The following is a 20,044-nucleotide window of genomic DNA, read 5'->3' on the forward strand; positions in this document are numbered from 1 at the left end:
CGCGGACCGCTAGGCCCTGTCCTAGGCCGGCGTCACCGAGAGTCCGCCGACTCCACCCCGGCGCACGGCGACCGACCCGAAGTCCGTACGCAGCCGCAGCCACGCCCCGGACGACAGCAGGTCGAGCGAGTCCCCCCGCAGGAACCCCAGGGCCTGCGCGGCGTGCGCGGCCCGCACGGGCAGGCCCGTGTCGCCGACGGTCCTTGACCAGATCTCCCGGCCCAGCTGGTCGAGCTCCGCCCGGACCCGCCGCTCCTGCGGCAACTCCTCGACCCGGGACTTGAATTCGGCGACAGCGGCCGCCACGAGACCCCGCACCGCCTCCATCGGCGGAAGCCCGCGCTCGGGCTGCCAGCCGCCCCGTGGCGGGAGGACCCCGGCCCACGGCGGTCCGGTGACGGCCTTCGGCACGACGGCCACCCCGTCCGCGACGGCGGACTGGGCCGACTCCCCCACGGATTCGAGGAGTTCACCGGCGGAGACGGTGACGTCGAGCGAGCAGTCGAGCCCGTGCTCGTACGGCTTCACGAGCCGGGCCGTACGGATGGCGAGCACTTCGAACGACGGCGGCCTGCCGAACACGGCGAGCGTGTCGCCCGCCGCCTGCAGCCGGACCGCGGCAGCCTTGTCGTAGTGGATCAGCCGGGCCAGGAAGGCGGCGAGATCCCCCGCCTCCCCGGCATCGGCGAAGTGCAGCTGCGCCGTCATGCGACGAGCGCCTCCGAACCTCCGGCGAGATCGCCGTCGTCGTCCATGTAGGTCAGGAGAACGGCCTTCTCCTCGGCGGTGATCCGCCGCGGCCGCTGTGCCTCCAGGTTGAACGGGACGACGATCGTCGTGGCCCGCACGTACACCTGCTCGGGGTCCTTGACCTCGTACGAGATGGTGAGCGAGGCAGCGCCTATCTTCGTCACCCACGACTCGATGGTCACCGGCGAGTGCCGGTGGACCAACGGCCGTACGTAGTCGATCTCATGGCGGGCCACGACGGACCCGCCCGAGAACGACGGGCTGCCGTCCCCCGGTGCGAGCCGGAACATGAAGTCGATCCGAGCCTCTTCCAAGTACCGCAGGAAGACGGCGTTGTTGACGTGCCCGAAGGCATCCATGTCCGACCATCGGAGGGGGCAGCTGTAGATATGGCGACTCATGTCAGTCTCAGCCCCGGGTGAGCTTCTTGTAGGTGGCACGGTGCGGACGGGCCGCGTCGGCGCCAAGACGCTCGATCTTGTTCTTCTCGTACGACTCGAAGTTGCCCTCGAACCAGTACCAGTTGGAGTCGCCCTCGTAGGCAAGGATGTGCGTGGCGACCCTGTCGAGGAACCACCGGTCGTGGGAGATCACGACAGCGGCACCCGGGAACTCCAGGAGCGCGTTCTCGAGGGAGGACAGGGTCTCGACGTCCAGGTCGTTCGTCGGCTCGTCGAGGAGGAGCAGGTTGCCGCCCTCCTTGAGGGTCAGCGCCAGGTTGAGGCGGTTGCGCTCACCACCGGAGAGGACACCGGCCGGCTTCTGCTGGTCCGGGCCCTTGAATCCGAAGGCGGAGACGTACGCCCGCGAGGGCATCTCGACCTGCCCGACATTGATGTAGTCGAGCTCGTCGGAGACGACGGCCCACAGCGTCTTCTTCGGGTCGATGTTGGCGCGGCCCTGGTCGACGTAGCTGACCTTGACCGTGTCACCGATCTTGATGCTGCCGGAGTCCGGCTCCTCAAGACCCTGGATCATCTTGAACAGCGTGGTCTTGCCCGCGCCGTTCGGACCGATGATGCCGACGATGCCGTTGCGCGGCAGCGAGAAGCTCAGGTCATCGACGAGAACCTTGTCCCCGAAGGCCTTCGACAGGTTCTCGACCTCGACGACGATGGAACCGAGCCGCGGACCCGGCGGGATCTGGATCTCCTCGAAGTCCAGCTTCCGCATCTTGTCCGCCTCGGCGGCCATTTCCTCGTAGCGCGCCAGACGCGCCTTGGACTTGGCCTGACGCCCCTTGGCGTTGGACCGCACCCACTCGAGCTCTTCCTTGAGCCGCTTGGCGCGCTTCTCGTCCTTGCGGCCCTCGACCTTGAGGCGGGTGGCCTTCTTCTCCAGGTACGTGGAGTAGTTGCCCTCGTACGGGTGGGCGCGACCGCGGTCGAGCTCGAGGATCCACTGCGCGACGTTGTCCAGGAAGTACCGGTCGTGGGTGACCGCTACGACAGCGCCGGCGTACTGGGAGAGGTGCTGCTCCAGCCAGTTCACCGACTCGGCGTCGAGGTGGTTGGTGGGCTCGTCGAGGAGGAGCAGGTCGGGCGCCTCGATGAGGAGCTTGCAGAGTGCGACGCGACGCTTCTCACCACCGGAGAGGGTGGTGACGGCCCAGTCGCCGGGCGGGCAGCCGAGCGCGTCCATGGCCTGCTCGAGCTGGGCGTCGAGGTCCCACGCGTTGGCGTGGTCCAGGTCCTCCTGGAGCTTGCCCATCTCCTCCATGAGCGCGTCCGAGTAGTCGGTCGCCATGAGCTCGGCGACCTCGTTGAAGCGCTTGAGCTTGCCCATGATCTCGGCGGCGCCGTCCTGGACGTTCTCCAGAACGGTCTTCGACTCGTCGAGCTGCGGCTCCTGCATGAGGATGCCGACGCTGTACCCGGGAGCGAGGAACGCGTCACCGTTGGACGGCTGCTCGAGCCCGGCCATGATCTTCAGCACCGTGGACTTACCGGCGCCGTTGGGGCCCACGACACCGATCTTGGCGCCAGGCAGGAAGCTCAGGGTGACGTCATCAAGAATCACCTTGTCGCCGTGCGCCTTGCGCGTCTTGCGCATGGTGTAGATGTACTCAGCCAAGAGAAACCGTCCGGCAATCAGTGAGTGGGCAGATACACCCCATCTTGCCTGACGGCCACCTCCCGGAGGAAACCAGTATGGCCGGGGGGCCATGAGCTGGACGTTCACCGACCAGTTGGGTAGTCGAGCGCCCACCGACCGTCACCGTCAGGCGTTTCTGGGGCCCACGCACCCTTCCGGGTCCTCAGACCTCAGCCCTCAGTCCTCGGTCGGCGGTTCCGCGCTCGTCGGGTCCTTCTTCTTGCGCAACAGGAACATCGCCGCAGCGCCGAGCACGACCATGAGGACCGCTATCGCGGCGATCATCGGCGTCGCGCTGGAGCCGCCCGTCTCCGCGAGGTCGCCTGCGCCGGTGCCTGTTCCGGTGCCGCCCGCCGATGCGGGGCTCGGGTCGGCCACCGGCTCCGTCTTGTTGCCGATCGTGCTGCCCTCGGTCCGGCAGTCGAGTACGCCCTTGAAGCGCTTCTCGAAGCCGTTCGGGCCCTTGATCGTGAAGTCGTAGGGCTGGTCCTCCTGCAGCGGTATCGTCACCGTCCGCGACGTGCCGGCCTCGATGGTGTGCTTGAGACCCATGAGGCGGAAGGTGAACGGCCGGTCGCCCTTGTTGCTCGCCGTGATGTCCACGCCGCTCTTGGCGCAGTTCTTCTCGGCGGACAGCGCCGGTATCGCACCCTTCTTGGCCCAGGTGGCGCTCGCCGTCGCGGAGACCGTCGACTCGCTGGAGCCCGCCAGGATCTGCGTCTGGCTCCGGCTCTCGGAGGCGAAGGCCCGGCCGACCGGCACGGTGGTCGACGCCTGCACGGCGAGTGCGGCCGAGCCGTCCGGGGTGCCCTTGGGGATGTCGAAGAACAGCTGGCTGCCGTTGGCCGCGGAGGTGACGGGCTTGCCGTCCTTGCCGACGACCTTCACTCCGCTCGCCACCGAGTCCGCGGGCGGCGTCACCGACACGGCGTCCGCGTCGGTCCGCACGGTGACCGGTCCGAGGCGCTCCCCCGCGCGCCCGGAGACCGCGGGCGGGTCGAGCGTCAGCGATGCCTTGGGCTCCGCCGAACCGCGGGCGCTCTTGTAGAGGTAGTCCGCGAGCTTCTCGGCCTGCGGGTCGACCGCCTGCACGTCGGCGCCGTCCGAGTAGCGCCAGATCGCCACCTGCGTACCGGCCGCGGCCGACTGCTCGGTGAGCGCTCGCGCGCCCGCCTTCTGGGCCAGCGCGGCGAGGTCGTTCACCTGGGGGTAGGAGTTCTGCAGGATCCAGCGGATCTTGCCCGCGTCCTTGTTGCCGTTCAGGGACGTGCCGCTCCAGGGGGTCTCCTGGTACTTCGCGTCCTTCTGCGTCGGGTTGAGGACGTCGATGCAGTACGTCTGCAGGGTGCCGCCGCCGTCCACGGACATCTCGAAGAGTCCGGCGGGCACCTCCTGGCTCGTCCCGTTGTCCCGGATGACGGCCTGCGCGTACGTCTGCAGCCCGCCCAGCGTCGCGACGGCTCCGCCCCGGTGCTGCGGAACCTCCTCCGCCGCGGCAGGTCCCGCGGCGGCTATCGCGCCCGCCGCGACGGCCCCGGTCGCCAGCGTCACCGCGGCGAGGCGCGCGGCGCCTCGTCTCCGCCGGGACGGCGCAGCGTGCGCGCGGCCCCCGGAGAGGGCAGAGAACGCATCGAACACAGAACGCGCAAAAGACACAGAATTCCCCTCCGGACGGGACCCGTTCACTTCGAGGGGGGTGGTCCCGCCAGCAGATTGAAGGGGGCAGAATCACCTGCCACCTGCGTGGCATCCACTACCAACTGCCCCGTTAGCTACGTCCGGCATCCTAGGTACGCGACAGACCACGATCCCCGGTACTACCGTTCGATAACCGATCCGACTCGGAATCGTTATCGCCAACAACCTTGCCGAGCTGGGCTTATCGACAAATCAACGACCCCCAATCACCGATAAGCCGCACATCGGTCTCCGAGATGCGCGCCCCGCCTGACGGGCCATCACCCCACCGGTTCGGGCGCCGGTTCGGGCTCCGGCTCACGCAGCGCCGCCGGTTCCGTCAGTGCCGCGTTCGCCTTGAGCACCCGCCGGAACGCCGCCGTCCCGCGCGAGAGGTCGTGGCCGATGGTCATCGCGTCGATGTCCGCCGACGTCCAGTGCTGGCCGCCCCGCTCCTCGTCCCGCACCTTCAACTTCCCCTGCACGATGACGGGTTCGCCGATCGTCAGGGAGCCCTGCACATTCGATCCGAGCGACCGCCTCGCCCACACCGTGAAGAAGTTGGTGTGCCCGTCCGCCCAGACGTTCTGCACCGCGTCGTAGTACCGCGCTGTCACCGCGAGCCGGAACCGCGCCACCGGTCCGGACGGCAACTCCCGGAACACCGGCGTCGTCGCGACGTTCCCCACCACCGTCACCAAGGTCTCGTTCATGCCGAACCCCTCCCTCGTCCACTCCGCTTCCGCCGCCGCGGTGATCCGTCCCGCGGCTTCGATCTCAGAGTGGACCGGGCGCGCCGATCCCGCTGAGCCCTGTGGGCTACCGGGCAGTTGTGGAAAACTCCCTCACCCGGCCGCGTCCCCTCAGCCGACCGACGCCCCCGTCACCCGCACGTACTGCTCCCGGACCTCCAGGTACCGCAGTAGCTCCGCCGCCACCGGATCCAGGACCCTCGCCCGCCCGCACGCGGCAGCCGCCTCCCGCAGCCGCCGTTCCGCGTCCAGGCCGTAGCGTCGCGCCGGCCCCCGTGCCGCCATCCGGCTCCCCCACTCCACGCAGGGGCCGCCCACGATGCCCGCCATCATCAACAGCACCGGAACGCCCAGGTTCGGCTGGGCGATCCCGATGATCTGCGCCACGAGCCAGAGCCCGCCCACGACTTGGAGCATCGTCATCGCCGCCTGGGCGAGGACCGCGACCGGCCACCACCCGGGCCGCGGTGGCTTCCCCTCCGGCACTCCGGCCGTCACCGTCAGCTCGTCGAGCGCCTCGGGCAGCCCCTCCGCGCCCCGCACCGCCGCCTCCCGCACGGCAAGACCCCAGGGCTGGGGCAGCCCGGCGGCGGCCTCGTCGGCCACCGTGCGCACCGCGTGCTCGACGCGCTGCCGAGCCGTGGCCTCCTCGTCCGTCGTGGCCTGCGCCACGGGCCAGCCGACGTTCCGCGGCGAGCGCTGGGCCTCGTACCAACGCCACAGCCGCAACCACGGGGTGCCGCACGCCTTGCCCGCGTGGCGCCGCCAGGCCCGTTCCGCCGCCTGCCCCGCCGCCGCCGCGCCCACCGCGTCCGCGAGCCGGTCGGCGAACTCCTCCCGCGCCTCTTCGCTGAGCCCGATGCTCGTCCGGCCCCGGCCCCCGCTCGACCCGGCGGCGTACACCGGCCACAGCCGGTCGGCGGCGGCGTCCAGGTCGGCCGAGATCCGCCGGGCCGGGGCGCCCCGCTCCTTGGTGAACTGCCCGAGCGACTCACGGAGTTCGCCGACTCCGTCGCCGGTCAGCGCGGAGAGGGCAAGCACGGTTGCACCGGGTTCGCCGTGCTCACCGAGGGCGATGCCGTCCTCGTCGAGCAGCCGCCGCAGATCGTCGAGCACCTGGTCGGCGGCTTCACCCGGGAGCCGGTCCACCTGGTTGAGCACGACGAACATGACCTCGGCGTGCCCTGCCATGGGCCGCAGGTAGCGCTCGTGCAGCATCGCGTCGGCGTACTTCTCGGGGTCGACCACCCAGATGACCGCGTCGACCAGCTCCAGGATCCGGTCCACGTGCGCGCGGTGCTCCCCGACCGCCGAGTCGTGATCGGGCAGGTCGATCAGGACGAGCCCTTCCAGGGTGCTCGCGTCCGGCCCCTGGAGCGGGCGCCTGCGCAGCCGCCCCGGGATGCCGAGCCGGTCGAGGAGCCCGGCGGCGCCGTCGGTCCAGCTGCAGCCGATGGGCGCCGCCGTGGTCGGCCTGCGGACACCGGTGTCCGAGATCGTGACCCCGGCCAGGGCGTTGAACAGCGTCGACTTGCCGCTCCCCGTGGCGCCCGCGATGGCGACGACGGTGTGCCTGCCGGAGAGCCTGCGGCGCGTGGCGGCCTCGTCGAGGACCCGGCCCGCCTCGGCGAGCGTGGCGCTGTCGAGGCGGGTACGGGAGAGCCCGACCAGTTCACGCAGGGCGTCGAGCCGGGCTCGCAAGGGCCCTTCGTACGCGGTCGAAGTGCCGGACGACGTACCGGAAGGAGCACCGGATGGCGTACTGGACGGCGCCACGGACGGAGTCTCGGCCAGTGCGTACGCGTCGGAACCGCAGCCCTTCCCCTGCCCTGCGCCACCGCGCGCGCCACCGCCGCCGCGCCGCGCGATCAGCCCGTCGTCCCAGACGCCTTCGGAGCCGCTGTCGGCGTCCCCGGCGGCACTCTCGGAGTCCCTCGGCTCCCCGGAACGCTCCCCGGAGCGCTCGTCGGAACGTTCGTCACGCGCGTGCTCGCCCTCACCCTCGCCCTCACGCTCGTGCTCGTGCTCGTGCTCGGTGTGATCAGTGACAGCAGTCACCGCGGTCACCTCTCCTTCTGCAGTACGGACAGCGCGGCGATCAGGTCGGCCTGGGGTTCGGGGTTCACGTCGAGGGCGTCGAGGGGCGCGAGGCGCCGCTCGCGTTCCGCGCCGAGGACGTTGTCCAGGTACGTGGTGAGCAGGCGTCCGCCCCGGTCCCGCAGCCGAAGCGCGCCGTGGGCTCCGATCCGGTCGGCGAGCGTCTCGCCCGCCGAGCGTCCGCGGGCCCCGCCCAGCAGGGCGGTGGCGAGCAGGGCGGCCACGGCCTCTGGGTCGGGGATGAGGTTCTTCTCGATCTTGTCGAGTCCGCGGACCTCGTCATCGGCGTACTCCTCCAGGACGCGCCGCCAACGCCGTACCGCCATCCCGATGCGGTGCTCGGCGCTCTCGGCGTCCCGGTCACGGTCGCCGAGTTCCGGGGCGGCCGCGGCGGGCTCACGCCGCCACGCCTCGTCGATCTGCTCGTCGGCGGCGGTCACCGCGCACAGCAGCAGTGCCTCCAGGCTCTCGGCGACGGCGTCGAGGAGTTCGCCCGCGCCGCAGTCCAGCGGGTAGCTGCGCCACCGCTTCAGGGCGTCGCCCGCGAGGACGGCCCCAGCCTGCAGCCGCTCCCGCACGCGCGCGTGCTCGTTGGCGTACGCCTCGTCGACAGCTGAGGTGAGCCGAAGGGCGGCCGCGTACTGCGTGGCGACGGCGCCCGCGAGCTCCGGGACCCGCACGTTGAGGGACTGGATGACGCCGAGTGCCGTCCGCGCGATGGCCTGCGCGCGGGCCGTGGGTTCCTGGGACCGGTGGGCGAGCCAGGCGCGCAGCGGCGCGACGGCGGTGGACGGCAGCAGCCCGCCGCCGCCCGCGGACTCGGGCAGCTCGGGCACGGTGAAGCGCGGCACATCACCGAGGCCCGCCTTGGCGAGCAAGGCGCCGTACTGCCGCGAGACCTCGGCCACCAGCTGGTGCGGCACCCGGTCGAGGACCGTGACGAGGGTGGCGTCGTGCTCCTTGGCGGTACGCAGCAGATGCCAGGGCACGGCGTCCGCGTACCGGGACGCCGTGGTCACCATGATCCAGACGTCGGCGGCGGAGATCAGTTCGGCGGCGAGGATCCGGTTGTCGGCGACGAGCGAGTCGACGTCGGGGGCGTCCAGGAGCGCGAGCCCCTGGGGCAGGGTCGGTGAGGTCTCGATGCGCAGCGCACGCTCGCCGTCGGGCCCGATCGGCAGCAGGTCGTCGCTTCCGTCGCCCTCGTCGTCCTCCACGTCGGAAGGCTCGGGACGCGGCACCCACACGCGTGTGAGGTCGGGTAGTACGCGCATGCCGGCGAACCAGTGATGATCCTCCGGATGGCACACAAGGACCGGTGTCCGTGTCGTCGGCCGCAGCACCCCCGCCTCGCTGACCTGCCGCCCGACGAGGGAGTTCACCAGGGTCGACTTGCCCGCCCCGGTGGATCCCCCGATCACGGCGAGCAGCGGCGCTTCGGGGGCCCTCAGGCGGGGCACCAAGTAGTCGTCGAGCTGGGCAAGGAGCTCGTCCCGGTTGGCACGCGCGCGTGGCGCCCCCACCAGGGGGAGCGGAAAGCGTGCGGCGGCGACACGCTCGCGCAGGGCGGAGAGTGCGTCGAGCAGTTGAGGCCGTACGTCCAAGGTCACCACATGCGAAGAATGCCCAATTTTGGCGGCTTTCTGAAGCATATGGGCACCCCTGCGCGCCGATCGGACACACGGGACGGAAGGGGCGACTGGGGCGCAGGCATAACGAGTGCACAACACCCGGGGCGTGAGACGCCAAAAGCGCTGCAGGATTCGCACCTGCCTGCGATTATCAGGACCGCTTCACTGAACCTCCACATAGCGCCTCGGAGGCGAAGCACCAGGGACAAGGACCCGGGAGCCCTATCCTTGTCCCCGGCAAGGTCACGGCTCGTCCCCACCCGGGCTCCAGGCCACCGGCCACCATCCGGCCCCCGTAGCTCAGTGGATAGAGCAGGCGCCTTCTAAGCGCTTGGCCGCAGGTTCGAGTCCTGCCGGGGGCGCTTCGCACGATCCCTGTTCGGCCCTCCCTCCGGGAGGGCCTTTTCACTGGTCACGGGACCCTAGCGGGCGCCACGTAGCGGGCGCGTAAGCGCCGTAACGCCCCCAGGTCAGCGTGCGCGCACGCCGGGGTTTCCGTGAGCGGCACGCGCCAATACGGTGACCGGATGGTGTCGATCAAGAAGTTCCAGGTCACCTTCGACTGCGCGGAACCCGAGCGCCTCGCTCGCTTCTGGTGCGAGGTGTTGGGGTATGTCGTGCCGCCGCCACCGGAGGGTTTTGCCACGTGGGAGGAGTTCAGGCTCTCGCAGCCGCCCGAGCAGCGGGATGCGTCGTTCTCCTGCAGTGATCCCTCAGGCGTGGGCCCGCGGCTGTACTTCCAGCGCGTCCCCGAAGGGAAGGCCGCCAAGAACCGGCTGCATCTTGACGTGCGCGTCGGCACCGGACTCGTGGGCCCAGAGCGCCTCGCCGCGCTCGAGGCCGAGTGCGCGCGGCTGGTCCCGCTCGGCGCCGTACACGTGCAGACGCTGTACGACGGCCATGATGCGTGCATCCCGATGCAGGACATCGAAGGCAACGAGTTCTGCATCGACTGAGGGGCAGCGAACGGGTCACTCCGGTAGCCGCAGCTCCCCGTACGCCCCCTCCGGCACCGCGGGCGCCCCCGGAGCGACGGCCGGCATGCGCGCGTACCCCGTGCCCTGCTCCGGGCGGCCGTCCGGATCCCCCTTGTTGGGCCAGTGCGCCATCGCCCGCTCGGCCTGGGCCGTGATCGTGAGGGACGGGTTCACGCCCAGGTTCGCGGAGACGGAGGAGCCGTCCACCACGGAGATGCCCGGGTGGCCGTAGAGGCGGTGGTACGGATCGATCACTCCCTTGGCCGGTGAATCGCCTATCGGGCAACCGCCCAGGAAGTGTGCGGTCAGAGGCTTGTCGAGGAGCTCGCCCAGGTTCGTGCCGGGGAAGCCGTTGATGCGGTCGGCCACCAGGCCTGCCGCCTCCCAGCCCTCCGCGATGTGCACCGGGTTGGGTGCACCGTGGCCCTGCTCCGCCGTCAGCAGGCGGCGGCGTCCCAGGCGGGTGGTGAGGGAGTTGTCGTGGGTCTGCATGACGAGGCCGATGATCGTGCGCTCCGACCAGCGGTGGGTCGACGCGACGCGCGCCACGAGCAAGGGGTGGGTGAGGAAGGCGAGCGCGGCGGCCAGGGGCTTGGGGAGGTTCTGGCGGTACTGCGGAACGCAGATCAGCGCCATCAGGTTGGAGCCCTTGCCGTAGCGGACGTTCTCGATGTGGGTGGTGGGGTTCGGGTGGATGGAGGACGTGATGGCGACGCCCCGGGTGAAGTCCAGGGGGCGGCCGTCGCCGCGCTTCTTGCGGTAGCGGCGCGGGAACGTCACCGCGCCCACCAGCGCCTCGGAGTTGGTGCGTGTGAGCCTGCCGAGCCGGTCGGAGAGGTGCGGCAGGGCGCCCTCGTCCTTCATGCGGTGCAGGAGGGTCTGGGTGCCGTACGTCCCTGCCGCCAGGACTACATGGCGGGCACGGAGGACAGTGCGGCCACCCTTACGACCCATACGACCCGTACGGCCCATACGGCCCTTGCGCCGCTTGTCCGTGGGGACGGTCACCACCTCGTGGCCTCCGGCCACCTCGCGCACCGACACCACCGTCGTCATCGCGCGGATCTCCGCACCCGCCCGCTCCGCCAGGTACAGGTAGTTCTCGGTGAGCGTGTTCTTGGCGCCGACCTTGCAGCCCGTCATGCACGACCCGCACTCCGTGCAGGCCGCCCTCGCGGGCCCCGCCCCGCCGAAGTACGGGTCGGGAACTTCCGCGTGCGAAGGAACCTGCGTACGCGAAGGAACCTCCGTGCGCGAGGGAACTTCCGCGCCCTCTCCGGCCGTTGAAGGAGTGGAACCGGTGGCGCCACCGGCACCGCCACCGCCACCGCCCGCACCCCCAGCCGCGCCACAACCACCCGCGTCCGCCCCGTCGCCGAAGAACACCCCGACAGGCGTCAGCCGGAAGGTGTCCGCCACGCCCATCCGGTCCGCCGCCGCCCGCAGGTGCTCGTCGGCCTCCGTGATGGTCGGGTTCTGGCGTACGCCGAGCATGCGCCGCGCCTGGTCGTAGTACGGGGCGAGTTCCGCCTGCCAGTCCGTGATGCCCGCCCACTGCTTGTCCTGGAAGAAGGCGGGCGGCGGGACGTAGAGGGTGTTCGCGTAGTTCAGCGAGCCGCCGCCCACCCCCGCGCCCGCCAACACCATGACGTTGCGCAGGAGATGGATGCGCTGGATGCCGTAGAGACCGAGGGCAGGTGCCCACAGGTAGTTCCGCAGGTCCCAGGAGTGCCGCGGCAGCGACTCGCGGGTGAAGCGGCGCCCGGCCTCCAGGACGCCGACCCGATAGCCCTTCTCCGTCAGGCGCAGGGCGGCGACCGAACCTCCGAAGCCGGAGCCGACCACCAGCACATCGAAGTCGTACGCCTCCTGCGGAGCCTCTGCCGCCTCACTCCCCATAGAGCGCCTCGATCTCGCCCGCGTACGCCGCCGCCACCGCATGCCGTTTGATCTTCAGTGAGGGCGTGAGCAGCCCGTTGTCCTCGGTGAACTCGCCCTCGACCAACGAGAACTTGCGGATGGATTCCGCCCGCGAGACCGCCGTGTTGGCGTAGTCCACGGCCTTCTGGATCTCGGCGATCATCTTCGGGTCCCGGCACAGTTCGGCGAGCGGGGTGTCCTTCGGGCGCTTGCGTACGGCGAGCCAGTGCTCGACGGCCTCCGGGTCCAGCGTGATGAGCGCGGCGACGTACGAACGGTTGTCGCCGACGACGATGCACTGCCCGACCGGCGCCCGGCTGCGCAGCCGGTCCTCGAGGATCGCCGGGGAGACGTTCTTGCCCCCGGACGTGACGATGATGTCCTTCTTGCGCCCGGTGATCGTGAGATAGCCATCGGCGTCGAGGGCGCCCAGATCACCGGTCGCGAACCACTCGTCCCGCAGCACCGCGTCCGTCGCCGCCGGGTTGTTCCAGTACGAGCCGAAGACGATGCCGCCCTTGATGAGCACCTCCCCGTCGTCCGCGATGCGCACCGCGGTGCCGGGCACCGGGAGACCCACCGTGCCGGGGCGTGGCTTCAGCGGCGGCGTGATGGTCGCGGCGGCCGTGGTCTCCGTCAGGCCGTACCCCTCGTAGATGATGATCCCGGCGGCGTAGAAGAAGAGGTTGAGGCGCCGGTCGAGGGGCGAGCCGCCGCTGATCGCGTACCGCAGCCTGCCGCCGACCTCCTTGCGGATGCGGCGGTACACCAGCAGTTCGTACAGCGCCCAGCCGAGGTAGAGGCCGACGGACGGGCCGGGCCCTCGCGTGCCCTTGCCGTTCCCCTTGGCCTTCCCCCCGTCCAGGAACTTGTTCAGGTACGCATCCCCGAACCGCACCGCGATTCCTTCGGCCCGGTCGAAGGACGCCCCGCGCCCGATCTTCTCCGCGGTCGCGCGCCCCGTGTCGTGGATCTTCTCGAAGAGGTACGGGACGCCGACGACGAACGTCGGCCTGAACGAGCGTAGTTCGGGCCGTAGTTCGTCCGGCTTGATGCTCGGGCAGTGGCCGAGTTCGATGCGGGCGAGCATGCAGGCGATCTGGATGGTGCGGCCCAGGATGTGGGCGAGCGGCAGGAAGAGCAGTGTGGAGGCGACCTGGCCCGTGATCTCCTTGAAGATCGGGTGCAGCAGGTCGACGGTGTTCGCGGCCTCGGCGTGCAGATTGCCGTGGGTGAGGACGCAGCCCTTGGGCTTCCCGGTCGTGCCCGATGTGTAGCAGATCGTGGCGACGGATTCCGGGGTGAGGGCGGACCTCCGCTTGGTCACCTCCTCATCGGACAACTCCGCGCCCCGAGAGGCGAGTTCCACCATGGCCCCGTCGTCCACGCAGAGGACGCGCGGCGGTTCGGCCAGGCTGCCCGTCGCCGTCTCGGCCGTAGCGACGTTCTCCGCCGTCTCCGCGATCAGCAGCGTCGCGCCGGAGTCCCGCACGATCCACTCGATCTGTTCCGCCGCCGATGTCGCGTACACGGGCACGGTCTGCCCGCCCGCCGCCCAGATCGCGAAGTCCAGTACGGCCCACTCGTAGCGCGTACGCGACATGAGCGCGACCCGGCCGCCCGGCTCGAGACCGGCGGCGATCAACCCCTTGGCCGCCGCGGTGACTTCGCGTGCGAAGGCCGCCGCGGTGACCGGACGCCACTGGGCGCCCTGCTTGCGGCGCAGGACGACCGCGTCGGGCGCCTCCGCGGCATTGGTGAAGGGGATGTCGGCGATGCTGCCCGCGGTGGCCTTCGCCGCGAGCCGGGGCGTGCGCGCCTCGCGCACGACGCCGTGCTCGTCCCGGACGAGCTCCACCGGGGCGCGCTCTGCCAACTCGCTGTGGCGTTGCGCCCGTTTCAGATCCTTGCGTACGCCCATGACGGCTCCCGGCTCCCGGCTACCAGCTGACGTGCAGAGGTCATGCAGTCGTGCAGAGGTCATGCAGAGGTGTTGCGGTGCGTACTTACTGGGAGGTCAACTTACTCAAGCGTAGGGAAAGTTCAATGGGGTCGGCAGCGAAGAAGTCAGCGGGCGGCCCTCACTCCGGCGACAAGAGCACTCGCTTCGGCGACAAGTGCACTCGCTCCTGCGAGGAGAGCGCTCACTCCTGCGAGGAGGGAGAGCCCCGCGGCACCCAGACCTCCCCCTCGAGCACCCGCCCCATCCCCACCCACACCATGTTCATCAGCCGCAGCGTGACACCCTCCGGCGACTGCCCCGGGTGGCCCGCCATCCAGTCCGTGAGCGAGTCCGCGGCGCCGACCAGCGCGTACGCGACGAAGTCCGCGTCCTCCGCGTCGAGTCGGGAGCCGCCCCCGCTCTCCGAGATGCCGTCCCTCACCAGGCCCGCCACCTGCGCCATCACCGCCCGCCGCGCGTCGGCCACCGCGGCGGCGATCGTCTCGCTCAGCTCCGACGCCTGACGGTGCAGGACGACCCAGCTGTCGCGACGCTCGGCGACGAAGGCGAAGAACGCCGAGAGGCCCGCGTGCAGGCGCAGTTCGGGCGCACCGCCTCCGGCCTGCGCCGCACCCTGGAAGGCGGCGACCAGGCGATCGGCCTCGCGCCGCAGGCAGGCGAGAAAGAGCCCCTCCTTGGAGTCCAGATAGAGATAGACCATCGGCTTCGAGATTCCGGCCAGTTCGGCGATCTCGTCCACGGACGCGGCGTGATAGCCGCGCTTGGCGAAGACCGTCACCGCCACATCGATGATCTGCTGCTCGCGCTCCTGGCGCGGCACGCGCCGACGCCGTCCCTCAGTTCTCCCGTTGACCGTCACCCTTGCAGCCTCCCAGACTCGGGGCTACCTTACCCCTTAGTAAGTTTACTGTTGAGTAAGGAGATTGCCATGACGGACGGCATCGGCGGCGCCGACGGCCTGGCCGGCCTCGACTTCGCGAGCGTGACTCCCGAGGAGTTCGCGAAGATCGTGAAGGGTCTTTCCGGCAAGGAGATCACCGAGATCGCCCAGGACGCCGGGCTGCGCGCCCGCGTCCTGCAAGAGGTGTTCGGGCGGATGGGCCGGCAGTTCAAGCCGGAGGCCGCGGGCAGCGTCGAGGCCCTGATCCGCTGGAAGGTCACGGGCGTCGACGAGGCGGTCTACGAGACGGAGATCTCGGAGGGCACCTGCACCGTCCGCGAGGGCCGCTCGAACGCCGAACCGCGCGTCACGCTCGTCATGGCCGACGCCGAGTTCCTCAAGCTGGTCTCCGGCAACTCCAGCCCCGTGACGATGTTCATGACGCGCAAGCTCAAGATCGCGGGCGACGTGGCGTTCGCCGCGGGGCTGACCCGCTACTTCGACATCCCGAAGGCCTGACGGACACCGACCGACACACCGAGTTCCGGAAGGGGACGACAACACCATGGCCTTCTCGTTCGAACTGACCGAGGAACAGCGGGACCTGCGCGGCTGGGTGCACGGCTTCGCCGCCGACGTGGTGCGGCCCGCAGCCGCCGAGTGGGACGAGCGCGAGGAGACGCCCTGGCCCGTCATCCAGGAGGCCGCGAAGATCGGCCTGTACGGGTTCGAGTCCCTCGCCGACCTGTTCGGCGACCCCAGCGGCCTCTCGCTGCAGATCGCCAACGAAGAGCTGTTCTGGGGCGACGCGGGCATCGGGATGGCCCTGTTCGGCACGTCGCTCGCGGTCGCCGGGATCTTCTCCGCAGGCACGCCCGACCAGCTCGCCGAGTGGGTACCGCAGTGCTTCGGCGACGAGGCCGAGCCGAAGGTCGCGGCGTTCTGCGTCTCCGAGCCCGACGCGGGCTCGGACGTGTCGGCGATGCGGACGCGCGCGACGTACGACGCGGCCCGCGACGAGTGGACCCTGTCGGGCCAGAAGGCGTGGATCACGAACGGCGGCATCGCGAACGTCCATGTGGTGGTCGCGTCCGTCGATCCGGCCCTCGGCTCGCGCGGGCAGGCGGCGTTCATCGTGCCGCCCGGCACGCGGGGCCTCGAAGGCGCCAAGAAGATAAAGAAGTTGGGTCTGCGGGCCTCGCACACCGCGGATGTGTTCCTGGACGACGTACGCGTGCCGGGGCACTGCCTGCTCGGCGGCAAGGAGCGGCTCGACGCCCGGCTCGCCCGTGCCCGTGAGGGGACGAAGGCCGGTTCCGGGGGCCGCGGACAGGCCGCCATGGCGACCTTCGAGGTGAGCAGGCCGACGGTGGGCGCGCAGGCGCTCGGCATCGCGCGGGCCGCGTACGAGTACGCGCTCGACTACGCGGGCTCCCGGGTCGCCTTCGGCCGCCCCATCATCGAGAACCAGTCCATCGCCTTCGCGCTCGCCGATCTGCGGACCGAGATCGAGGCGGTGCGGCTGCTGATCTGGCAGGCGTCGTGGATGGCACGCAACGACAAGGCGTTCGACGCGGGGCAGGGCTCGATGTCCAAGCTGCGCGCCGGTGAGCTGGCTGTTTCGGCGACCGAGAAGGCTGTGCAGGTCCTTGGGGGCGCGGGGTACAGCAGGGAGCATCCGGTGGAGCGGATGTACCGGGACGCGAAGATCTACACGATCTTCGAGGGGACGAGCGAGATCCAGCGGCTGGTGATCGCTCGGGCGATTTCGGGGCGGCAGATCCGATAAGGGGGCTTCAGCCCATCGCGGGGGTCCCCCCGAAGACACCGCCCTCAAGCCACGACTGACCTGCGCCGATGAAAAGATCATGACGTCGACGCAACTCTCCCTCCGCGAGCCCGACGCCGTCCTCGGGCTGCTCAACAGCAGACACGACGCCGCGCGCGGTCTCCGGCGCGGCGTCCTGTGTCTGCTGCCGGCCTGCGTCATCGCGTTCGCCGGGTTCCAGCGCCGCTGGATGTCCGACGACGGGCACATCTACGTCCGCACGGTCCGCCAGATCCTGGCCGGCAACGGCCCCGTCTTCAACGCGGGCGAGCGCGCCGAGTCCTCCACCGGCACCCTCTGGCAGTGGCTGCTCGTGCTCGCGGGGCTGCCGGGCATCGACATCGCGCGGGCCGCGATGTACGGCGGGCTGCTGCTGACCGCGGCCGGGTTCGCGCTCGCGTCGCTCGGGGCGCTGCGCCTTTACGCGGACAAGGCAGTTCTTCCCCTCGGCTGCCTCGTCCTGCTCGCGCTGCCGCCCGTCTGGGACTTCGCCACCTCCGGTCTGGAGACCGGCCTCGCCACCTGCTGGATCGCCGGGGCCTGGCTGCTGCTCGTCTCGCGGGCGCACTCGCTCACCACGTGCGTGGTCATCGGGCTCGGCCCCCTCGTACGGCCCGACCTGGCGCTCGTGTCCGCCGTCTTCCTCGGCGCGCAGTGGCTGATGGTGGGTCCTTCGCGGCGCGCCGCCTTCGGCGGCCTCGGAGCCGCCCTCGCGCTGCCGGTCGCGTACGAGATCTTCCGGGTCGGGTACTACGGGCAGCTGATGCCGCTGCCCGGCGTGACCAAGGAGGCCTCGCTGAGCCTGTGGGGGCGCGGCTTCGACTACCTCGCGGACTTCGCGGGGCCCTATCTGCTGTGGGTGCCCGCGCTGTTCCTGCTCGCGGCGTTGCTGCCACCGATGACGACGCGGCGGGACGCCACGTTCCTGGTCCCCGCGCTGGCGCCCGTCGTCGCGGGGCTCCTCTGCTGGGCCTACGTCATCAAGGTGGGCGGCGACTTCATGCACGGCCGGATGTTCCTGCCGGGGCTGCTTCTCATGCTCCTGCCGGTCTTCCTGGTGCCCCTCACGCGCGCGTGGGCCATCGCGGCGGTGGGCATCGGCATCTGGGCGCTCGCCTGCGCGAGCTGGCTGCGGATTCCGTACGAGGGGCGGATCGGGCCCGGCGGTGTCGCGGACGAGCGCGGGGTGTACGTCCAGCAGAACGCGGCCCCCCACCCCCTCCACCACGACTTCGCGGGCTACCCGAGCAACGTCGCCTACGCACGTCTCGTACGCGACGCCGATCACGCGGACACGTCGAGCCTGTTCCTCGCGAGGACCCCCGCCACCGCCAACTCCCCCGGCGTCACCGGCGTCTACATGACCCTCGGCTTCAGCGGCACGGTGGTGCCCCTGGACGGCGCCGCCCTCGACCCGATCGGCCTGGCCTACCCGCTGGCCGCCCACTCCGAGCGGATCAACGGCCGCGTGGGCCACGACAAGCGGCTCCCCGACACCTGGATCTTCGCCGACCGGGGCCGCGGCCCGCTCCCCGATGGCCTCGACCCCGCGGGTGTCGCCGCGGCCCGCAGGGCGCTCGACTGCGGGCCGCTGGCCGAGCTGCGGGCGGCGACGCGGGATCCGATGACGCCGGGGCGCTTCCTGCGCAATGTCACCGGGGTGTGGGAGCGGACGTCGTTCCGCTTCCCCAACGACCCGGTACGGGCCGAGCGGCAGCTCTGCGGCAACCGCTAGCGGATCTCGCCCTCGCCCTCTCCCCCGCCTCCGCCGTCGCCGTAGCCGCCGGTGAGGCGGTCGGCCTGGCGGACGGCGGTGGCGAGGTCACGCAGGGACTTGTCGTCGCCGTCCGAGGACAACTCCGCTGCTTTACGCGTCAGTTCGGACAGCGAGGGTGCGCCGGGGAGGGGCTGCCAGGTGGGAGACCCGGTGGAGGTGGACATCGGTTCGGGGCCGGTCGTCGACGTTCCGCCGCTGGGCCGCACGGCGGGGTCGCCGGGCTCGCTCCGCGCGGACGTCCCGTGTCGCAGCGCGTCCGCGAAGTACGCGGCGACCGCGGCGGTCCGCAGTCCGCGATCGGCGTCCCACAGCCTGCCCTCCAGGTCACCCGACTCGATCTGGTTCGACTCCTCGTGCGGGGCGCGGCTGTCGGGGTCGAGCCAGCGGACGTTGGCCGTCGCCACGTGCCCGCTCGCGCCGGGCCTCATCCGTACGGCATACAGCGCGGTCACGGTGTGTCCGGGCCCGACCTCGCCGCCGTCCACGCTGTCGTCGCGGAAGTCGTCGTCGGCGACCTGGCGGTTGTCGTAGCCGATGAGCCGGAACTGTTTGACGGTCTGCGGGTCGAAGGCGACCTGCGCCTTCGCTTCGCGGGCGCGCAGCTCGATGTTTGCCGGGAGCTGCTCGCAGAAGACCTTCCTGGCTTCCTCGCTGTCCGACACGTACGTGGTGTGGCCGTCGCCCTTGTCGGCGAGGCGCTCCATGAGCGCGTCCCCGTAGTCGCTGCCGACGCCCACCCCGAAGAGGGTGATGCCGTGTTCACGGCGGGCGTCGGAGATGCGCTCCAGGATGCCGTCGGCGCTGGTCTCGCCGGTGTTGGCGAGAGCGTCGGAGAGGAGCACGACGCGGTTGGTGGCGCCGTCGCGACGGCCGCCCACCGCGGTGTCGTACCCCGTGCGGATGCCCGCTTCGAGGTTGGTGGACTGGGTCGGCTCCATCGCGTCGACGGCCGAGTGCACCTTGCTCCGGTGGTCACCGAGGCGGGTCATGGGCAGCACCGTCTCCGCGCTGTCGCTGAAGGTGACGAGCGCGATGGAGTCGTCGTCGCGGAGCTGGTCGGTCATGATCCCGAGGGATTCCTTCACCAGGTCGAGGCGGCCGGGCTCCGCCATCGAACCGGAGACGTCGATCACGAAGGTGAGGGCGGCGGGCGGGCGTTCGGCCTCCGAGCCTTCCCCGCGGGTCGCGAGCCCCACCCGCATCAGGGACCAACCGTCCTCGTCGGTGCGGGCGCCGTCCACGTTCACGGAGAAGCCGTCGCCCTCGGGGCGCGGGTAGTCCTGGCGGAAGCTGTTGACGAACTCTTCGGGGCGTACGGTCGCCGGGTCTGGGAGGCTCCCCGCGCCCAGGGTGCGGCGGGCGAAGCCGTAGGAGGCGGTGTCGACGTCCAGGGCGAAAGTGGAGAGGTAGTCGGGAGGCGGGGCGAAGTCGCGTTCCTTGCCGTCCTGTTGCTCGCCGGGAGTGGCGGCGTCACCGCTGCCCGGCGAGGCGGGGCCCGGTGCGGGCAGCGGTGCGGTGCCGCCTCGTTCCTTGCCGCTGCTGTCGGTGGCGCGGTCCACGTTGTCGCTGCCGCCACCACTGCATCCGGTGAGCAGCATCCCGCCCGCCATGACCACGGCCAGCAGTCCCTGCCGTATCTTCCGGGTCCCCATCTTTGTCCCCCTCGGGTCGTCCGTCTTCATGACTGTGACGCGCGGG

The 20,044-nt window shown here is 70.8% G+C and carries 15 protein-coding genes and 1 tRNA gene; 5 read left to right on the top strand and 11 right to left on the bottom strand.

Annotated elements, in window-relative coordinates; genetic code table 11:
- Positions 1 to 21: 21 nt before the first annotated feature.
- The 7 genes from AC5P1C_RS23780 to AC5P1C_RS23810 form a co-directional block, all read right to left on the bottom strand.
- Positions 22 to 708, bottom strand: coding sequence for a DUF8185 domain-containing protein (locus AC5P1C_RS23780; protein WP_493867928.1), 687 nt, complete (start codon positions 706 to 708; stop codon positions 22 to 24).
- Positions 705 to 1,151 (bottom strand): acyl-CoA thioesterase, encoded by a 447-nt coding sequence (locus AC5P1C_RS23785; protein ID WP_493867929.1) that lies wholly within the window; start codon positions 1,149 to 1,151, stop codon positions 705 to 707. Before AC5P1C_RS23785 ends, AC5P1C_RS23780 begins: the two co-directional genes overlap by 4 nt.
- 7 nt (positions 1,152 to 1,158) lie before the next feature.
- On the bottom strand, positions 1,159 to 2,823 hold the full coding sequence (ettA, locus tag AC5P1C_RS23790; RefSeq protein WP_493867930.1) for an energy-dependent translational throttle protein EttA: 1,665 nt from the start codon (positions 2,821 to 2,823) through the stop codon (positions 1,159 to 1,161).
- Between the two features lie 198 nt (positions 2,824 to 3,021).
- On the bottom strand, positions 3,022 to 4,482 hold the full coding sequence (locus AC5P1C_RS23795) for a Cys-Gln thioester bond-forming surface protein (protein WP_493867931.1): 1,461 nt from the start codon (positions 4,480 to 4,482) through the stop codon (positions 3,022 to 3,024).
- Positions 4,483 to 4,802: 320 nt separating this feature from the next.
- Complete coding sequence (locus tag AC5P1C_RS23800; protein ID WP_493867932.1) at positions 4,803 to 5,234, bottom strand: single-stranded DNA-binding protein; 432 nt, start codon at positions 5,232 to 5,234, stop codon at positions 4,803 to 4,805.
- Positions 5,235 to 5,384: 150 nt separating this feature from the next.
- Entirely contained in the window at positions 5,385 to 7,340 is a 1,956-nt protein-coding gene (locus tag AC5P1C_RS23805) for a YfjP family GTPase (protein ID WP_493867933.1), read from the bottom strand.
- A complete protein-coding gene (locus AC5P1C_RS23810; RefSeq protein ID WP_493867934.1) occupies positions 7,337 to 8,983 on the bottom strand; it encodes a dynamin family protein in 1,647 nt (548 codons plus the stop codon). Before AC5P1C_RS23810 ends, AC5P1C_RS23805 begins: the two co-directional genes overlap by 4 nt.
- A 307-nt stretch (positions 8,984 to 9,290) precedes the next feature.
- Here AC5P1C_RS23810 and AC5P1C_RS23815 point away from each other — a divergent pair.
- A tRNA-Arg gene (locus AC5P1C_RS23815) sits at positions 9,291 to 9,363 on the top strand.
- A 165-nt stretch (positions 9,364 to 9,528) separates the two neighbouring features.
- Positions 9,529 to 9,957: a VOC family protein gene (locus tag AC5P1C_RS23820; RefSeq protein WP_493867961.1), complete on the top strand. Its 429-nt coding sequence runs from the start codon at positions 9,529 to 9,531 to the stop codon at positions 9,955 to 9,957.
- Between the two features lie 15 nt (positions 9,958 to 9,972).
- On the opposite strand, the gene AC5P1C_RS23825 is transcribed toward AC5P1C_RS23820, so the two are convergent.
- The 3 genes from AC5P1C_RS23825 to AC5P1C_RS23835 form a co-directional block, all read right to left on the bottom strand.
- The gene (locus AC5P1C_RS23825; RefSeq protein ID WP_493867935.1) at positions 9,973 to 11,877 is read right to left on the bottom strand and encodes a GMC oxidoreductase; all 1,905 of its coding nucleotides are present in this window, start codon (positions 11,875 to 11,877) and stop codon (positions 9,973 to 9,975) included.
- Positions 11,867 to 13,819: an AMP-dependent synthetase/ligase gene (locus AC5P1C_RS23830; protein WP_493867936.1), complete on the bottom strand. Its 1,953-nt coding sequence runs from the start codon at positions 13,817 to 13,819 to the stop codon at positions 11,867 to 11,869. Before AC5P1C_RS23830 ends, AC5P1C_RS23825 begins: the two co-directional genes overlap by 11 nt.
- A 223-nt stretch (positions 13,820 to 14,042) precedes the next feature.
- Positions 14,043 to 14,681, bottom strand: a complete 639-nt coding sequence (locus AC5P1C_RS23835; RefSeq protein ID WP_493867937.1) for a TetR/AcrR family transcriptional regulator — start codon at positions 14,679 to 14,681, stop codon at positions 14,043 to 14,045.
- A gap of 108 nt (positions 14,682 to 14,789) precedes the next feature.
- Here AC5P1C_RS23835 and AC5P1C_RS23840 point away from each other — a divergent pair, with 108 nt between their 5' ends.
- From AC5P1C_RS23840 to AC5P1C_RS23850, 3 genes are all read left to right on the top strand, one after another.
- Entirely contained in the window at positions 14,790 to 15,260 is a 471-nt protein-coding gene (locus AC5P1C_RS23840; RefSeq protein WP_493867938.1) for an SCP2 sterol-binding domain-containing protein, read from the top strand.
- A 46-nt stretch (positions 15,261 to 15,306) separates the two neighbouring features.
- Positions 15,307 to 16,530, top strand: a complete 1,224-nt coding sequence (locus tag AC5P1C_RS23845; RefSeq protein ID WP_493867939.1) for an acyl-CoA dehydrogenase family protein — start codon at positions 15,307 to 15,309, stop codon at positions 16,528 to 16,530.
- Positions 16,531 to 16,609: 79 nt separating this feature from the next.
- On the top strand, positions 16,610 to 18,304 hold the full coding sequence (locus AC5P1C_RS23850) for an arabinofuranosyltransferase AftB family protein (RefSeq protein WP_493867940.1): 1,695 nt from the start codon (positions 16,610 to 16,612) through the stop codon (positions 18,302 to 18,304).
- On the opposite strand, the gene AC5P1C_RS23855 is transcribed toward AC5P1C_RS23850, so the two are convergent.
- Entirely contained in the window at positions 18,301 to 19,998 is a 1,698-nt protein-coding gene (locus AC5P1C_RS23855) for a vWA domain-containing protein (RefSeq protein WP_493867941.1), read from the bottom strand. The genes AC5P1C_RS23850 and AC5P1C_RS23855 overlap by 4 nt on opposite strands.
- Positions 19,999 to 20,044 lie beyond the last annotated feature (46 nt).

It is taken from the genome of Streptomyces sp. A18, assembly GCF_059026065.1.